Origin of the sequence: Microcoleus sp. (genome assembly GCF_049646505.1) — a bacterium.
In the GTDB taxonomy this organism is placed as follows: domain Bacteria; phylum Cyanobacteriota; class Cyanobacteriia; order Cyanobacteriales; family Microcoleaceae; genus Microcoleus.
Genome location: NZ_JBARVX010000661.1, coordinates 18,213 through 33,857 on the forward strand (window position 1 = coordinate 18,213; position 15,645 = coordinate 33,857).

The following is a 15,645-nucleotide window of genomic DNA, read 5'->3' on the forward strand; positions in this document are numbered from 1 at the left end:
AACCTATCCACAAACCGGGGATTAACATTTTTCGCTCTTTCCTCGAACCTCGAAGCTCAACATCCATCCGTTAAATCCATTACACTCATCCGTTGCCGAACTTCCTATGGGTATAGTCGTAGAAAATGTAAGTAAACAGTTTGGCAGTTTCCAAGCACTCGATCGAGTCAGTTTAGAAATTGAATCAGGTTCCCTAGTCGCACTGCTAGGCCCGTCCGGTTCCGGCAAGTCTACCCTGCTGCGGCTGATTGCAGGTTTAGAAATGCCCGACTCCGGCAAAATCTGGCTGACAGGCCAAGATGCCACAAATACCAGCGTCCAAGAACGCAAAATTGGGTTTGTGTTTCAGCATTACGCGCTGTTCAAGCACATGACAGTGCGAAAAAACATCGCTTTCGGGATGGAAATTCAGAAAACTGCACCCGCCAAAGTCAAATCGCGGGTAGAAGAATTGTTGAATTTAGTGCAATTAGCAGGATTGGGTGATAGATACCCGTCGCAACTCTCAGGAGGTCAGCGACAGCGCGTGGCCCTAGCCAGAGCTCTGGCTGTGGAACCGAAAGTGTTGCTGTTAGACGAACCTTTTGGAGCTCTCGATGCTAAAGTCCGCAAAGATTTGCGCGCTTGGTTGCGCCGACTGCACGACGAGGTGCACGTTACCACAGTCTTTGTGACGCACGACCAAGAAGAAGCGATGGAAGTTGCCGATCGCATTACAGTAATGAATAAAGGTCAAATCGAACAAGTAGGCACGCCCGCCGAAATTTACGACCATCCTGCTAGTGCATTCGTCATGAGTTTTATCGGCCCCGTCAATGTCTTGCCCAGCAGTTCGAGAATGTTTCAAGAAAACGGCTTTGACTCAGCCAACCCGGAGATTTTCTTGCGCCCTCACGACGTGATAATTGAAACTACCGAAAATAGTGCCACAGTGCCTGCAAGGATCAGTCGCTTGATTCATTTGGGATGGGAAATTCAGGTAGAATTAACCTTAGATGACGGTCAAGTAGTCAACGCTAATTTGACCAGAGAAAGGTTTGATCAATTGCTGTTACAGCCGCAGCAAAGAGTGTTCGTCAAGCCGAAAGGTGCAAAGTCTTTTCCACTGTTTTATTCTATCTGATATAGCATTTCTCAGAAAAATGAGGTGCTGTCGGGCATTGGGCATTGGGCATTGGGCATTGGGCATTGGGCATTGGGCATTGGGCGGAGCGAAGCGGAGGGATGGGGAATTGGGCCCAGCGAAGCGGAGGGATGGGGCATTGGTAACTGGTAATTGTTACTAATGACTAATGACTGATGACTAATGACTGTTGACTGTTGACTGTTTGCCGTTAACTGTTGACTGTTGGCTGTTGACTGTTGGCTGTTGGCTCGATTTTATTATTTTGATGCAACCGGAAACCGATATAAATTGAGAGCAAACACACAAAAATCAAGGGACACGGCATTGCCTTGTCCCTAATTTTTTATGCTGATAACTGTGGAGTTAGTCTTTAATGTTGCTGACAGCTTTTTTGACTTGTTGCTCAAAAGATGTAGCTCTTGTGTTAGAAGGATTTTTCATCTTCTCCATGTCAGCATCTCCCTGAACTTCATTAATCCCTTCGCTAGCTTTTTCTTGAGTTTCTTCGAGAGACATAGGATCTTTCAAAACAGCTTTTTGAGCTTCTTTCTCAATCCCCGTCAGTTGAGCTTCACCTTTAGTCGGGCTGCTGGTAACGGCAAAAGCTGGGAAAGCATTGGAAACAAACATCAATGCACAAAAACAAACAGCTATTAAACTGCGAACAAAACGCTTGGCAGGGGTATTAAAGCTGATAAAAGACATACAAATTTTCTCCATTTTTACAAATTTTCATCGCTGAGATTGTTAACAGGCTGAAGCTCGTTCAAATTCTGTACAATCTTTAGCTCAAGTTGGACAAAAGCAACAGCCTTGAGCAGTGGCTCTTTCTTAAATTGAGGTAATATATAATATTTAGCCAAAAAAACGGAGATTTGAAATCCTTCTCAGGGAATATTTTGGCTGTGTGTCTTCCGATAGATGAGTCTGGTGCATCGCTGAAGTCCGATTGAGATTTGAGATGGGAGTATCTGTGGCAGCATCTGAGCGGGCTCTCCCGGCTAATGCAAAAAACCCGGTGTTTTTGAGAATCGTGGCTGCTATTCGACAGAGATCGAGCAACCGGGTTTTTTGTCCCATGCGTAACATCGTTTCCCGTTGCATCGGAATAATAAAATCTAGTCAACAGTTAACAGTCAACAGTCAGTAGGGGCGGTGCCAAGAGTGCCCGCCCTCTTAACTCAACAGTCAACAGTCAACAGTCAACAGTCAACAGTCAACAGTCAACAGTCAACAGTCAACAGTCAACAGTCAACAGTCACCTGACGGTGCAACCGGAATTGATATAACTCCTTAAGGAACGAAAATTTAATAAATTAAACATCTGCCACACTTCTCTCTCTCCAGAAGATCAGGGGTAAAGAGAGGCAGAGCCTCCGGATCTGCATTACCAGGCAGAGCCTGGTAACGAGCCAATCGCTTAAGTTATTAAATTTTCATTCCTAAGTTACTGCAGCCGCACGGGAACTTGATGTTTTGCTAGATAAGTCTTAATTTCTCCGACGCTCAGTTGCCCGTAATGTAGGAGGGAAGCCAGGAGTGCGGCTTCTGCTTTGCCCTCTGTCACCGCTTCGTAGATGTGGTGACAGTTACCCGCGCCGCCGGAAGCAATCACCGGAATTTCTACAACTTCGGCGATGCTGCGGGTTAATCCCAAGTCGTAACCGGCTTGAGTGCCGTCAGAGTCCATGCTAGTCACCAGAATTTCGCCTGCACCGCGCTTGGCGGCTTCCTGGGCCCAGACGATCGCATCTTTCCCGGTATTTTCTCGCCCCCCGCGCACGTACAGGTCCCAACCTGGATTATCGGCATCTTGCCGTTTGCGGGCGTCGATCGCCACTACAATGCACTGATTGCCGAATCGATCGCTCGCTTTGTCAATCAAACTCGGATCGCGCACTGCCGCCGAATTAATACTTACCTTATCAGCGCCTGCCCTCAACAAACTTTTAATCGTGTCCAAGGATTGGATGCCGCCGCCCACCGTCAAAGGGATAAATACTCGATCGGCAGTTTTGTATACAACATCAATCATAATGTTCCGGTCTTCGTGAGTCGCGGTAATATCCAGAAACACCAACTCGTCAGCACCCGCATCGTTGTATACCTGAGCCATTTCCACCGGATCGCCAGCATCTTTCAGGTTGACAAAATTGACACCTTTGACTACGCGGCCGGCTTTGACATCCAAACAAGGCAAAATTCTTTTTGACAACATAAAATTTTTTATTACTAATTAATACCAGTTACCAAAAAAAATGCAACTGTATGCTGGCAATTCAAACCATTATGCAGTAAATCAATCCCAATTATTGAATCTCAAATCTAAAATGGTCAGGATTTACGCTCTTAAACCGGGTTTTTCGGAAAATCTTGGTTTTTTAGCTGAAAAACTAGGTCGAAAGTCGGTTTTTGCCCTCGCCGGAGGCAAGTCCCGATCGATAATTAACTCGCCCCCAACGGGCTCTGTTGATGTCGGAAGCATCTTTAGCTCTGTAGAAAGCATTTTTTTTGTTGGAGTGCGAGTGCTTCAACCAGCAAAACACAGAGGCTACCGCTGAGATATTCCCAACTCGAAGTAAAGTAACAAGTCTTAAAGATACCTGATTTCTTAACAATTCTAGGTTTGAGGTACAGAGCCATTTGCCAGTTTTTTTTGGCAAAAGCAGCAGGTGCAACTCCTCGGATACATCTGTAGAGTGAAAAAATATGACACTTTCGCTTAAGATCGAAGCATAACTACCTTGGCTGGCGATCGAATTGTGGTTCGGCAATCCTGTAGGGGTTAGGTGCATCGACGATCGACCGTGACAATTTTAGATTAGAAAACAGCCTATTTGAGGTTTTTTAGGAGCAATCTCAGTTATAAGCCGCGCGGTAAAGTTAAAATTTAAAGTTGAAAACCTCAAATCGGTTGACTTGATGTTGTTTCTAGGGCTGTGGTGACTTTGCAAGCCAATCCACATTTGTTACTTCGTACAGAAAGCGGCAATCGCTACTTGCCGCTCTCCGGCAGCAATTGCTGGACAGTAGGGCGGAATGATGACAATAATTTTGTATTGACCGATCGCTGGATTTCTCGCAATCACGCGATGTTACAGCAAATGGAGACGGGAGAGTTCTACTTGATCGACTTGGGAAGCCGCAACGGTTCCTTTGTCAACGGGCGGCGGGTGAGTATTCCTGTGACGCTCCGAAATGGCGATCGGATTATTTTCGGTCAAACCGAATTGGATTTCCATAACCCAACCGCCGGCCGCCGGATCGATCGAATACACGACACAGACTCTGAAGATTTTACGGCGACATTGACGGTTCGCAGCCTGATTACCGTCATGGTAATGGACATCCGAGATTTTACAGTTTTGACCAGACAGCTAGACGAAACTCTACTATCGGAAGTCATCGGCAATTGGTTCCGCAAAGCAGGACACATCATTCGCGAACACGGCAGTTGGGTAGACAAATACATCGGCGATGCCATCATGGCCGTCTGGTTTCACAAACCCAGCGGTGTCAGCAGCGAGGAAATGATGCGGATTTGCCAAGCTTTGAGCGAACTGCACAAGGCAACAGACCAACTCAGCAGCCGTTACCCCCTACCTTTTCCTTTGCGAGTCGGGGCTGGAATCAATACCGGTTATGCAATGGTGGGAAATTCTGGCAGCAGCGACCGATCGGACTACACCGCATTAGGAGATACTGTCAACGCAGCATTTCGCCTAGAGTCTTGCACCAAGCAACTCGGCAAAGATATCGCCGTGGGAGAAACCACCTACAAATACCTGACCGAATTGGGAGCCCAGGACGCTTTTGAGCAGCACACCGTTGCTTTAAAAGGTTACGACACTCCCAGCGTGACTTACGGCGGTACTTATCCTGACTTGAACGCTTTTCTCAAAATGAAAGGAAAGAGTTCTGGATAGATAGAAAACTGGGTGCAGGGTCAACAATTAATCGATCGCCTCACCTTTGACACCTAACATATATAAGCCGAAATGTCAATAAATAAATGTAAATATTTTTGACATCTCTGCGGGTGCTGCGGATTTATCTGACAAACTGCATAAGGAAAATGGTAGTCTCTACATAAGAATAAATGCTGTGTATGAAATTGGGAGACAAAACTTCATGAAACGATTGGGTCGTCTATTGGCAGTATTGGGCCTGGTGCTGGGCTGCTTTGCATGGGCAGGAGATCAAAGCGCGATCGCTGGCACATTGAGCCGTCTCGTCTTACCACCATCCTCCCTCATAGTGGTTGACGTTCCGACTAGAACAAATCGCGCCGATGACAAACTTGCCACAGAATACGGCAAAAAAATTGACTTGAACAACAGCGGTGTCCGGGACTTTCGGGAATTTCGAGGGTTGTATCCTACTTTAGCTGCACAAATTATTAAGAATGCTCCTTACGAAGAAGTTGAGGACGTACTCAAAATTTCAGGCTTGACGGATGCTCAGAAAAAGGTGCTGGAAGCTAACCTGGACAAATTCACCATAACTGATGTGGACTCAATATTTATTGAAGGAGACAATAGGTTGAACAACGGTTTTTACGACTAGATAGCAGCGGGTTTCCTTTGAAGGCAGAAAGCAAAAGGCAGAAGGCAGAAAGCAGAAAGAAAAGATTTTTTCTAGAGGCTGATGACTTCTGCCTTTAATTTCTCAAGCATTCGGCAAAGCTAGCAAAAATTTCCTAGATTAAAATCAGCGCGTTTTCGAGATTAAAATCAAATCCTCTCTTCATCGGAATGATTCAGATATATATTCTCGGACTCTGTGTACTCTGTGTACTCTGCGGTTAAATCATTCCCATGCAAGCGGAAACGAGATTCATTTGTAGGCTCAATCTAAAATAGACTGGAGTTGCATAAATCCTCGACTAATACATAAACCGCAGACGAAAGGGCGATCGACACAGATATAGCCTTTCAAGCGAAAGATGAGGTACTGTCGGGCATAGGGCATAGGGCATAGGGCATAGGGCATAGGGCATAGGGCATACCTCACTTTTTTGATAAACATATATAGCCTTTCGAGCGTAACCTGAAGTGCTATCGTGGGCATAGGCCTCCGTGGCCTCCGTGGGCATACCTCAACAAGCTTGAGAACCGCTATAAACGCAGATGCTTTTCAGATGATTTGTGAATGAGTGCAAGAAATATAATATAAAATCGACAGACATTAATTCTCGCCCCAAAATTCAGATTGAGAGTTAATTCTAAAATCTAAAATCTAAAATCGGCAGACTTATGACTGACAAATTTGATGTATTAGTGATAGGTGCTGGCGCAGCCGGTTTGTACGCGGCACTTTGCCTTCCAGAACATTTGCGCGTGGGTTCAATTAATAAAAATACCCTGCCTGTTTCTGCCAGCGATTGGGCCCAAGGAGGAATTGCTGCGGCGATCGCCCCGGAAGATTCCGCAGCGCTGCACGTTAAAGATACACTGGCTGCGGGAGCCGGTCTTTGCGATTTGGAAGCGGTGAAATTTTTGGTCGAGGAAGCTCCCGATTGCATTGATTCCCTCGTGAAAATGGGCGTGGCATTCGATCGCGCCGGCCCCGATTTAGCCCTCACCCTAGAAGCCGCCCACTCCCGCCGCCGAGTGCTCCACTCCGCCGACACCACAGGGAAAGCGGTAATCGGTACCCTGACAGCAAAAGTATTGAGCCGCCAAAACATTCAAATCGTATCCCCTGCCTTTGCATTGAGTCTGTGGCTCGACGAAAGCGGGCGCTGTCAGGGCATTAGCGCGATTTGCGGCAACCGAGTCAAATGGCTGCAGGCACCGGCTGTGGTGCTAGCGACAGGCGGCGGCGGACAGGTTTTTGCTCAAACCACCAACCCGTCGGTGAGTACCGGAGACGGGGTGGCAATTGCGTGGCGCGCCGGGGCACTGCTGCGAGATTTAGAATTTGTGCAGTTTCACCCGACGGCGCTGAGTAAGGCGGGCGCGCCCCGGTTTCTGATTAGCGAGGCGGTGCGGGGAGAAGGAGCTCATTTGGTTGACAGCAAGGGATACCGCTTTGCTTTTGACTTTCACCCCAGCGGGGAACTCGCGCCTCGCGATGTTGTCAGCCGCGCTATTTTCCGCCATTTGCAGAAGACGGGGGAACCTCATGTTTGGCTGGATTTGCGCCCGATTGCGGTCGATCGGCTGCGCTACAGGTTTCCGAATATTATTCAAGTCTGCGCTGATTGGGGAATTGATATTTTTTCCGAACCGGTGCCGGTGACACCAGCCGCCCATTACTGGATGGGAGGGATTGTGGCTGACAAGTTTAACCAAACTTCGATTCCGGGTTTGTACGCGGTGGGAGAAACTGCCAGCACGGGGGTACACGGTGCTAACCGGTTGGCGAGCAATTCGCTGCTGGAATGTCTGGTTTTTGGGGCGCAGATGGGACTTTTGGAGGTATCTGAAAATTCCCAGGCGTTTACAGATGAGGTCGATGTAGGGGAAATCTGGGAAAAATCGATTTCTCCACAGGAGATTGAGACGATCGAAAAATTGCGGGTGGAATTGCCGAGTTTGCTGTGGCAGAGTGCGGGAATTTGCCGGGGAATGCGGGATTTGGAAAGTGCGATCGTCCAAGTTGAGATTTGGCGGCAAGAATTTGCCTCTTTGCCTTTGAGTCAAACGCTTGATAATTTACGACCCGGACAAATTATTGATTTTTCGCCGGATAATGCCGAAAGTAGCTCGGTTTTGCGAAATTGGGGAGAACTTGGCAATTTATTGGATATTGGTTACTTAATTCTCAAAAGTGCTGCGTTTCGCACGGAAAGTCGCGGCGGTCACTATCGTGTGGACTATCCACTGACCGATCGGGATTGGTGCAGGCACACTTTAATTAACCAATCGAATTGGTACAAATCTGGGCTCGTAGAAGATTGAAAAATTGGGTTCAGCGCGTTCCCGTACCGTCACTTTTGGGGTTCCCGTTGGGGTCTGGTTCGTATTTTTCGTAATTTCCAGACATAGAGGTTTCGGGGACTCTCAACAATGTGGAGGTCGATCGGGCTTTAGTTAAGTAGCTGGTGGAGTTGCTGCCAAGTAAGACGGCATTTGCAATGCCGATCGTATTCACTTGCAAACAGGCAGCCAGGGTAGCCGCTGTTGTGAGCTGAATTAAAGTACGCATAGTATTTATAGCCTTATTCAAATCACCGAAGTAGATGCACGTCTGTACAACCTAATTATATCTATCAATTTCCGTATTTACACTGATATCTTTACATTTTCTTTACTTAAATTTCGTGAACTTACGTAAAAGATTATAAATAAAGGCTTTTTGGCGATTTAAATTTGGTCTTCTAGCTCAGTTTTTGAATCTTTTAATTAGCACTGATACCATTTTTCTAAAGATGTGGCATGGATGAAGTTTTAGCCCCCCCCCTTGGTAAGGGGGGGTTGGGGGGGGTAATATCTAGCGCTACTTTTCCACTCGTTACCAGGCAGAGCCTGGTAACGCTTCTGGGGCGAGGAAGAGCCTCCATTTTCGCAGGAGGCTCTTCAAAAGTGACATCGATTCCTAGGCTCTTAGCCTCTTAACCAGTTATTGAAAATGATGCGAGGATTGCTCTATATGTAGGGTGTGACCTCTATGGAGCCTTACCATTCTAGGTAGTCAATAAAACTATTTTTTGCCTCAGTCCCGATTTAGATGAGACAACAATTTGCTGTCATAATTTTCATACTTTTTATAAGTCTATCTAATAATTGTAATAAACTCCGGGTGGCTCGCCCCGACAATTCGGGCTGTTGACAGCGATCCAGTAGAGATGCCCCCACCGCTAAGTCTATCTAAGGACAGATAACTGTTGACAGATGACAAATTACTCAATAAATTGATATTGATTTTTCCCCCGTTTCTTAGCACTGTACATCGCAGCATCGGCATTTTTGACTAAAACATCTGACTCTTGACCGTCAATTGGATACAAACTAATCCCAATACTTGTAGTTACACAAACTGTATGTTCTTCTAAAATAAAAGACTGCACGATGGCATCGCAAATTTTTTCAGCTACTTTCGCAGCTTCTTCGCGACCGGGAATTGCGTGCAGAATGACTGTGAACTCGTCGCCGCCCAACCGCGAGATAATATCGCTGCCGCGCAAGCATTTTTTGAGCCTGGTGGCAACTGCTTTTAAGAGCAAATCGCCCACATTGTGTCCGAGAGTGTCGTTAATCGACTTAAATCCATCTAAATCTAAAAATAGTAAAGCTACCAAGTCTTGATTGCTGGAAGCTTTTTCTAAAGACTGATGCAAACATTCGTAAAACATTTTGCGGTTGGGCAAACCTGTAAGAGCATCGTGAGAAGCTTGGTGGCTGAGTTCAGCATTTTTTTGTTCTAAGGCATCTTCCCGGAGTTTGCGCTCGGTAATATCTCTGATAGCTCCGACTAAAAATAGGTTGCCGGCAGCATCTTTGTGCAGGGTTCTTTTAGTTGCAATCCAATGTGTAATGCCGTGAGCGTCGGTAAAATATTCTTCATTTTCTCGCGGCTGGTGAGTTTGCAATACTAATTCGTCTTGCTGCCAAAATATATCTGCTTGGGCTGGGGGAAATAAATCGTAATCTGTGCGGCAGGTTAAAATTTCCAAAGGATAGCCGATAAACCGACAGTATGCTTGATTTAAAACAACCCAGCGGTGATTTATATCTTTGACAAAAATCGGGTCGGGAATTGTATCGATGAGCGATTGTAAAAATTCTTTAGAGCGTTTTAGTTCTTCTTGCAAGTGAGCCAGATAACCCACAACTGCCACGCCAGAACCCAAAAGACTGAGGATTGCAGGAATTAACGGCAGCCACCAACCGGCTAAAAAGGCTAAGTATAAACTGGCACTCAAACCGAGACAGATACTTGACAAACACCAAGCCGATCGCCCTAGCGATCGCAAGTTCCAGCTCACAGTTGCTCCAATCCAAGACCACAGTAAAATCCACAGCAACTCCGCAGCTTCGGGCCAGACATTGATACTTCCGCGCCCGTCGAGGGCAGCACTCAAAATTTGGCTCAAGAAATGAGCCTGAAGCTCGACTCCCGGTATTTGCTGGGGAGGAGCAAACAAACCGGAACTGTAAGCATTTTGGTAAAAGTCTTTGAGGCTGGAGGCATTTGAGCCGATCAAGACAGCGCGCGATCGCACAAAATCAGCAGGTACTTTACCAGAAAGCACGTCGCTCATCGATACAGTGGGGAAACTGCCGATCGAGCCGCGCAGATTAGCGAGAATTTGATAGCCGCGGCTGTCAGCTCGCACGTAAGCACCGTCATTCGGCTCAAAAGGTCGAAACACCCCCTTGCCCAACTGCAAGTATTTAGGATTGACTTTTGCTGGTTGAGGGGAAATCCCTTCGCGCTCCAGGTAAAGCAAAGCGAGTTTGAGCGCGAAGCTTTCATGAGTTTTGCCGTCTCCGGGCCAAGCGTAGAGCAAAGCTCGGCGCACTTTACCGTCAGCGTCGATGACAACGTTGTTGAAACCGACGCGCGAGGACTCCTCAAGTACCGGAGGCGGCCGAACTCCAATCCTGGTTTCGTCCGGCATCAACTCAATGCCGACTAAGTTGGGAATAGTTTTAAAAGTTTTGAGCAATTCGGCGTTACCCGGTTGAGTGGGCAAATCTCGGTAAATGTCGAGGCCGATCGCCCGCGGCGAAGCAGCCTGCAATTTTTGCAGCAATTGAGCCAATACAGCATCGGAGATTGGGTAGCCGTATTTTTGCAAGTCAGCTTCTTTGATTTCGACAATGGTGATGCGCGAGTCAATGGGTTCGGCTGGCCGCCAGCGGACAAAGCGGTCGAAAGCAGTCCATTCCCACACCTGCAAAAATCCGCACCAGCGCAGTACAATCACCGTACCGGCAACGGCACTGGCAGTTATCAATACTCGGCGTTCTCGATCGACCCATTTTTTGATAGTTTTTAGCATATTTTGGGAATTTTTGCCTCGCGCTTGGAGCATCTAAGCTACTACTACATATAGCTTTTATATCTTCGGGGCGATCGATCGATTTTTGATTTTTGATTTTTGATTTTTCGGTGCGGGCGAGTCGATTTTTGATTTTTGATTATCCAATTTTTAGATTTTTTGGTGCGGAATGTGGGCTGCACCAGCAGAAACCGGGTTTCTCAACCAAAATATGTCATTTCACCAATGAGTCTGGAAGCTGAAACCCGGTTGTGAGAGTTTTTGTGTAAAATTCCTAGTATTTATAGCAATTCTAAATGATTCACAAAATTTATAGGGGTAGTGCTAAGAGTGCCTATCCGCGATCGATCGGGGCAACCGAGCTGGGGATTTCTCCTACAATAAATTATACAAATGATACGAGGATTGCTATATTCGCCGATCGTATTAGAGAGCCGCAACTTGTTTTAAACTTCTTCGATCTAACTAATGCCAATTTCCTAAAGTGCCGCTACAAATACGAATTATGCCGCATAAAGTTCGATGTCTAAAACAGACAGACTAACTGTAGCAATATTTTATGAAATTGGTATTGTGCCAAATCCGAGTTTGCCACTCCAATTTATTTTCTGACTCTTGTCTTTCCTCTTCTCTTCGCGTTCTTTGCGTCTTCGCGGTTCAATCGTAAAGGGTGTCTGCAATACCAATTTCATAAAGTGCAGCTACAAACAAATATGAATTCTGAAGAAGAAAATTTTATCTTTAAAACAGACAGACTAACTGTAGAACTATTTTATGAAATGGATATAATTTTTACTGTGTTTTGTAGGGATTCTAGAGGCGAGATTTTAGATTTATTTGGCAGCACTAGACGGCGATAAACCGAGTGAAAAAGCCTGATGTGTTTCCTGCACAAAAAATCCAAAATCTGCTCTCTAAAACCTCAAGCTTTCCTGTCAGTTTTGAAAGTTGCGGGGGCCGGTGTAACCGGATAAATCAGCGAGTTTATCCAAAGTTTGCGTCCCCGAATAAAACTGACCATTAATCTCCCAAGTCGGGAAACCTTTAACATTCGCAGCAGCAGCTTGGCAAATTTCAGCGCGGGAATTTTGTCCTCTGGGATCGCATTCAAAATAATCAATTATTTTGGCTGCTTCTTTGCCGAACAGCATTTTTTGATCGTGGCAGTGGGGACACCAATAAGCGCCGTATTCTTTAGCGCCAATTTGTCGGAGGTGGCGGGCTAAAGCAATTTGGGCGGGGCCGGAGGTTGTGGTGACGGCAGGGGGTAGAATTCCGGGGGTAGAAGAAACAAAAGGAGCGGGTGAGCTGACGCTGTTGTAAAGTCCCAAAGCGCCGATCGAACTTACCATCACCACCAAAATGCCTGTAAACACCAACTGTCCGATATCTTCCCACTCGCGGCCCACTAGCACCAGCACGAACAGCGACAGGGAAAACACGGCAGAACTGATGCAGTAAATGCACAATTCCTGAATTTCAAAAGCCATCAAATACATCAAATAGCTGCTGAAAATTACCATCGCAGCGGTGATGATAAATAGGGCTTGCCAAGTCCAGTTTTCTAGTTGAGAATGCAGCCGTTTGTTGGTGTCGGGATTGACGGCTTTGGGAGCTAAGGCCAGAATTGCGATGCTCAGGTATGCCAGACAACCTAATAAACTTAAAGGCACTGTGCCAAAGACGGTAGCGTAGGGACTGTTGAGCACTTTGTCGCAGCCGCTGGTGGGACAAAGGACTGAACCTGTCGTGAATTTAGCGATCGTCAGATAGGCCGTTTCTAGAACGCCGATGGCTGCGATCGCTGCCATCACAGTCCTAGACCAGCGATGAATCCAAGGGGTTGAACGTCGGCGAATCATTTTTTTGATTGTTGACTGTTGGCTGTTGACTGTTGACTGATGGCTGTTAACTGTTGACTGTTGACTGTTAACTGTTGACTGTTGGCTGTTGGCTGTTGACTGTTAACTGTTGACTGTTGGCTGTTAAGAGGGCGGGCACTCTTGGCACCGCCCCTACTAACAACTGCCAACTGCCAACTGCCAACTGCCAACTGCCAACAATTCCTATTTTACTTTTTACTCCTGATTTTGCCCGGTTCCGGTGCGGGCCCTCTCGATCCGTTGGCGTTTTTGTTTTCTTGTTCGAGCTCTTTCTCGGAAAAGCTGCGGCGGGCGGCTTCTACAAATTGACTGACGCGGATGGGATCGATCGGCTGTTCGATGCGCCCGTTTCGCTTCAGGGAGCTCGACACAATTACGCCGTCGGCCGCCTGCATCAAGGTGGAAATGTTTTCCCACGAGGCGCCGCTGCCGATAAAAACTGGAATTCCAGCCGCCGCAGCGCTGGCGAGTTCTAAGTCTTCGAGATTGGGAGGGCTGCCGGTTGTCCAGCCGGAAAGGATTACGGCGTCGGCTAAAGCGCGCCCGATCGTCTCTTGAACTGCTGTGGTCAAGTTGGGGCTGCCCAGGGGTCGCCCGTGCTTGACTAACACGTCTGCTAATATTTTGACATCGCTGCCCAATTCTCGCCTGTAGCGCATTAGCTGGTGAGCTTGGCCTTCGATTAAGCCTTGATCTGTAGCCATGATGCCGTTGAGGACGTTGACGCGGATGAATTGAGCTCCCGTACAGGAGGCGATGGCGATCGCGCTGTGGGCGTCGTTTCGCAGTACGTTAACGCCGATCGGCAGCGTGACAAGATTTGTCAGCCTCTCGACTACCAGAGTCATGGCGCTGACAACAGCCGGATCTACGCTGTCTTTGGCAAAAGGAGCGTCGAAAAAGTTCTCGACAATGATACCGTGTGCGCCGCCCGAAGCAAGCGCTGTAGCCTCTTGTTCGGCTCTTCCGATAATAGCTTTGAGGTTCCCCCCCCAGCGGGGGGAAGTTGGCAAAGGCTGTAAATGTACGACACCGATTATGGGATTCGGCGTTTTGAATATTTGTTTTAAGTCCACGGTTTCCTGAAACCACCAAGTTGACGCTACGGCTGCCGGCGGATTTTGACGGTATATTCTAGAATTCTATATCCACAGAGGCGAATCCATTTGAGATTTTAGATTTGGAGTTAGCGGCACTTGCTCAGAAACCGGGATTTTTTGAGGAAAATACAGCAGGTTCCAGGTTGATGAAGTGCAGTAGCAGCGGGAATTGTGTGATGTTAATCCTCCGGGTGCGGATCTGCCATATCTCGGATAAAACTCGGCGAAGCCAGACGGGTGTATCCGCGCCTTACACGGGTTCTCGCCCCCTACTCCTCCTGTTTCCGTCCCCTTGCGGGGAAGTGGTTTCGGAAAGATTGTTTTTCCAGTTTTTGCTTAAGGAGGTAATTTACGTTTCCGTCCCCTTGCGGGGAAGTGGTTTCGGAAAGGTAATTGGTATGATAGATGCTTCCCTAGTTGATTACAGTTTCCGTCCCCTTGCGGGGAAGTGGTTTCGGAAAGTGAAGCCGGGACGGACCCGGTACAAAAGGGTATTCCCATGAAGTTTCCGTCCCCTTGCGGGGAAGTGGTTTCGGAAAGCCAGCATCGTAGGGATCGCTTTAGGTATCTTAGGAAAGTTTCCGTCCCCTTGCGGGGAAGTGGTTTCGGAAAGAATGTATCACATTTTTCAAAGATGTTGACAATGCAACTGTTTCCGTCCCCTTGCGGGGAAGTGGTTTCGGAAAGTTTCATTTTTCTTCTTTTGGCTGCTATGCCATTAGGGTTTCCGTCCCCTTGCGGGGAAGTGGTTTCGGAAAGCCAGGAAAAGGAAAAGATGCGGGGGATTCCCGCCAAGGAATGTTTCCGTCCCCTTGCGGGGAAGTGGTTTCGGAAAGCAAAGCTCATCCTTGCCCAGACCAAGACACTTCAGTTTCCGTCCCCTTGCGGGGAAGTGGTTTCGGAAAGACTGATCCAAGATCGCGTGAAGAAATCGAAGCCGAAGCCAAGTTTCCGTCCCCTTGCGGGGAAGTGGTTTCGGAAAGGTTGAAGGTGTGCCAATGTTGGCCACTAAGTATGAGGGGTTTCCGTCCCCTTGCGGGGAAGTGGTTTCGGAAAGCCTGGTTAGAGCTTTGTTTCAATCTTCCTTCTGTTAACGTTTCCGTCCCCTTGCGGGGAAGTGGTTTCGGAAAGCAAACTTTAACCAAAGTGTGAGGTTGGTTTACCTTAATTGTTTCCGTCCCCTTGCGGGGAAGTGGTTTCGGAAAGGATTTATCAATTTGGGTAACTGATAGCCAAGATGAATTGTTTCCGTCCCCTTGCGGGGAAGTGGTTTCGGAAAGCAAGACGCGGTCCGATGCCGAAGGGTATCATACAACAGAAACGTTTCCGTCCCCTTGCGGGGAAGTGGTTTCGGAAAGATAAAGGTTTGACAGTAATCGTCTGCGACAAAAAAGTTTCCGTCCCCTTGCGGGGAAGTGGTTTCGGAAAGCTCCAAGCGTCCCTCCAGACGTTAATGTAAGAACAGTAGCTGTTTCCGTCCCCTTGCGGGGAAGTGGTTTCGGAAAGTGCTACCTCTGGGGTTAATGCCCAAACAGTAATGATGGGTTTCCGTCCCCTTGCGGGGAAGTGGTTTCGGAAAGGTAA

General features: G+C 47.4%; 13 protein-coding genes and 1 CRISPR repeat array. Of the genes, 5 read left to right on the top strand and 8 right to left on the bottom strand.

What is annotated here, in order from left to right:
- The first annotated feature begins 106 nt into the window (after positions 1 to 106).
- On the top strand, positions 107 to 1,123 hold the full coding sequence (locus WBA89_RS30180) for a sulfate/molybdate ABC transporter ATP-binding protein (protein ID WP_424411352.1): 1,017 nt from the start codon (positions 107 to 109) through the stop codon (positions 1,121 to 1,123).
- Positions 1,124 to 1,147: 24 nt separating this feature from the next.
- A complete protein-coding gene (locus WBA89_RS30185) occupies positions 1,148 to 1,276 on the top strand; it encodes a hypothetical protein (protein WP_424411353.1) in 129 nt (42 codons plus the stop codon).
- Positions 1,277 to 1,489: 213 nt separating this feature from the next.
- On the opposite strand, the gene WBA89_RS30190 is transcribed toward WBA89_RS30185, so the two are convergent.
- The 3 genes from WBA89_RS30190 to WBA89_RS30200 all read right to left on the bottom strand — a co-directional run bounded on the left by WBA89_RS30190 (position 1,490) and on the right by WBA89_RS30200 (position 3,921).
- Entirely contained in the window at positions 1,490 to 1,831 is a 342-nt protein-coding gene (locus tag WBA89_RS30190; RefSeq protein ID WP_424411354.1) for a low temperature-induced protein, read from the bottom strand.
- 742 nt (positions 1,832 to 2,573) lie between these two features.
- Positions 2,574 to 3,344: an imidazole glycerol phosphate synthase subunit HisF gene (hisF, locus tag WBA89_RS30195; protein WP_424411355.1), complete on the bottom strand. Its 771-nt coding sequence runs from the start codon at positions 3,342 to 3,344 to the stop codon at positions 2,574 to 2,576.
- Between the two features lie 175 nt (positions 3,345 to 3,519).
- Positions 3,520 to 3,921 (bottom strand): hypothetical protein, encoded by a 402-nt coding sequence (locus WBA89_RS30200; protein ID WP_424411356.1) that lies wholly within the window; start codon positions 3,919 to 3,921, stop codon positions 3,520 to 3,522.
- Between the two features lie 144 nt (positions 3,922 to 4,065).
- Between WBA89_RS30200 and WBA89_RS30205 the strand changes: the two genes are divergently transcribed.
- The 3 genes from WBA89_RS30205 to nadB all read left to right on the top strand — a co-directional run bounded on the left by WBA89_RS30205 (position 4,066) and on the right by nadB (position 8,031).
- Positions 4,066 to 5,052: an adenylate/guanylate cyclase domain-containing protein gene (locus tag WBA89_RS30205; protein WP_424411357.1), complete on the top strand. Its 987-nt coding sequence runs from the start codon at positions 4,066 to 4,068 to the stop codon at positions 5,050 to 5,052.
- A gap of 205 nt (positions 5,053 to 5,257) precedes the next feature.
- Positions 5,258 to 5,692: a photosystem II complex extrinsic protein PsbU gene (psbU, locus tag WBA89_RS30210; protein WP_424411358.1), complete on the top strand. Its 435-nt coding sequence runs from the start codon at positions 5,258 to 5,260 to the stop codon at positions 5,690 to 5,692.
- Between the two features lie 689 nt (positions 5,693 to 6,381).
- Positions 6,382 to 8,031, top strand: coding sequence for an L-aspartate oxidase (nadB, locus tag WBA89_RS30215; protein ID WP_424411359.1), 1,650 nt, complete (start codon positions 6,382 to 6,384; stop codon positions 8,029 to 8,031).
- 10 nt (positions 8,032 to 8,041) lie between these two features.
- Here nadB and WBA89_RS30220 read toward each other — a convergent pair whose 3' ends face one another.
- From WBA89_RS30220 to btpA, 5 genes are all read right to left on the bottom strand, one after another.
- Positions 8,042 to 8,278 carry a hypothetical protein gene (locus WBA89_RS30220; protein WP_424411360.1) on the bottom strand — a complete coding sequence of 79 codons (237 nt, stop codon included), beginning with the start codon at positions 8,276 to 8,278 and terminating at the stop codon, positions 8,042 to 8,044.
- Between the two features lie 694 nt (positions 8,279 to 8,972).
- Positions 8,973 to 11,111 (bottom strand): CHASE2 domain-containing protein, encoded by a 2,139-nt coding sequence (locus tag WBA89_RS30225; RefSeq protein ID WP_424411361.1) that lies wholly within the window; start codon positions 11,109 to 11,111, stop codon positions 8,973 to 8,975.
- Between the two features lie 902 nt (positions 11,112 to 12,013).
- Positions 12,014 to 12,940, bottom strand: a complete 927-nt coding sequence (locus tag WBA89_RS30230; RefSeq protein WP_424411363.1) for a vitamin K epoxide reductase family protein — start codon at positions 12,938 to 12,940, stop codon at positions 12,014 to 12,016.
- Complete coding sequence (locus tag WBA89_RS30235; protein ID WP_424411364.1) at positions 12,937 to 13,131, bottom strand: hypothetical protein; 195 nt, start codon at positions 13,129 to 13,131, stop codon at positions 12,937 to 12,939. The genes WBA89_RS30230 and WBA89_RS30235 overlap by 4 nt, the downstream gene beginning before the upstream one ends.
- Before the next feature lie 18 nt (positions 13,132 to 13,149).
- On the bottom strand, positions 13,150 to 14,037 hold the full coding sequence (btpA, locus tag WBA89_RS30240; protein ID WP_424411365.1) for a photosystem I biogenesis protein BtpA: 888 nt from the start codon (positions 14,035 to 14,037) through the stop codon (positions 13,150 to 13,152).
- Positions 14,038 to 14,341: 304 nt separating this feature from the next.
- Positions 14,342 to 15,641: direct repeats of the CRISPR family, unit length 36 nt; unit sequence GTTTCCGTCCCCTTGCGGGGAAGTGGTTTCGGAAAG.
- Positions 15,642 to 15,645 lie beyond the last annotated feature (4 nt).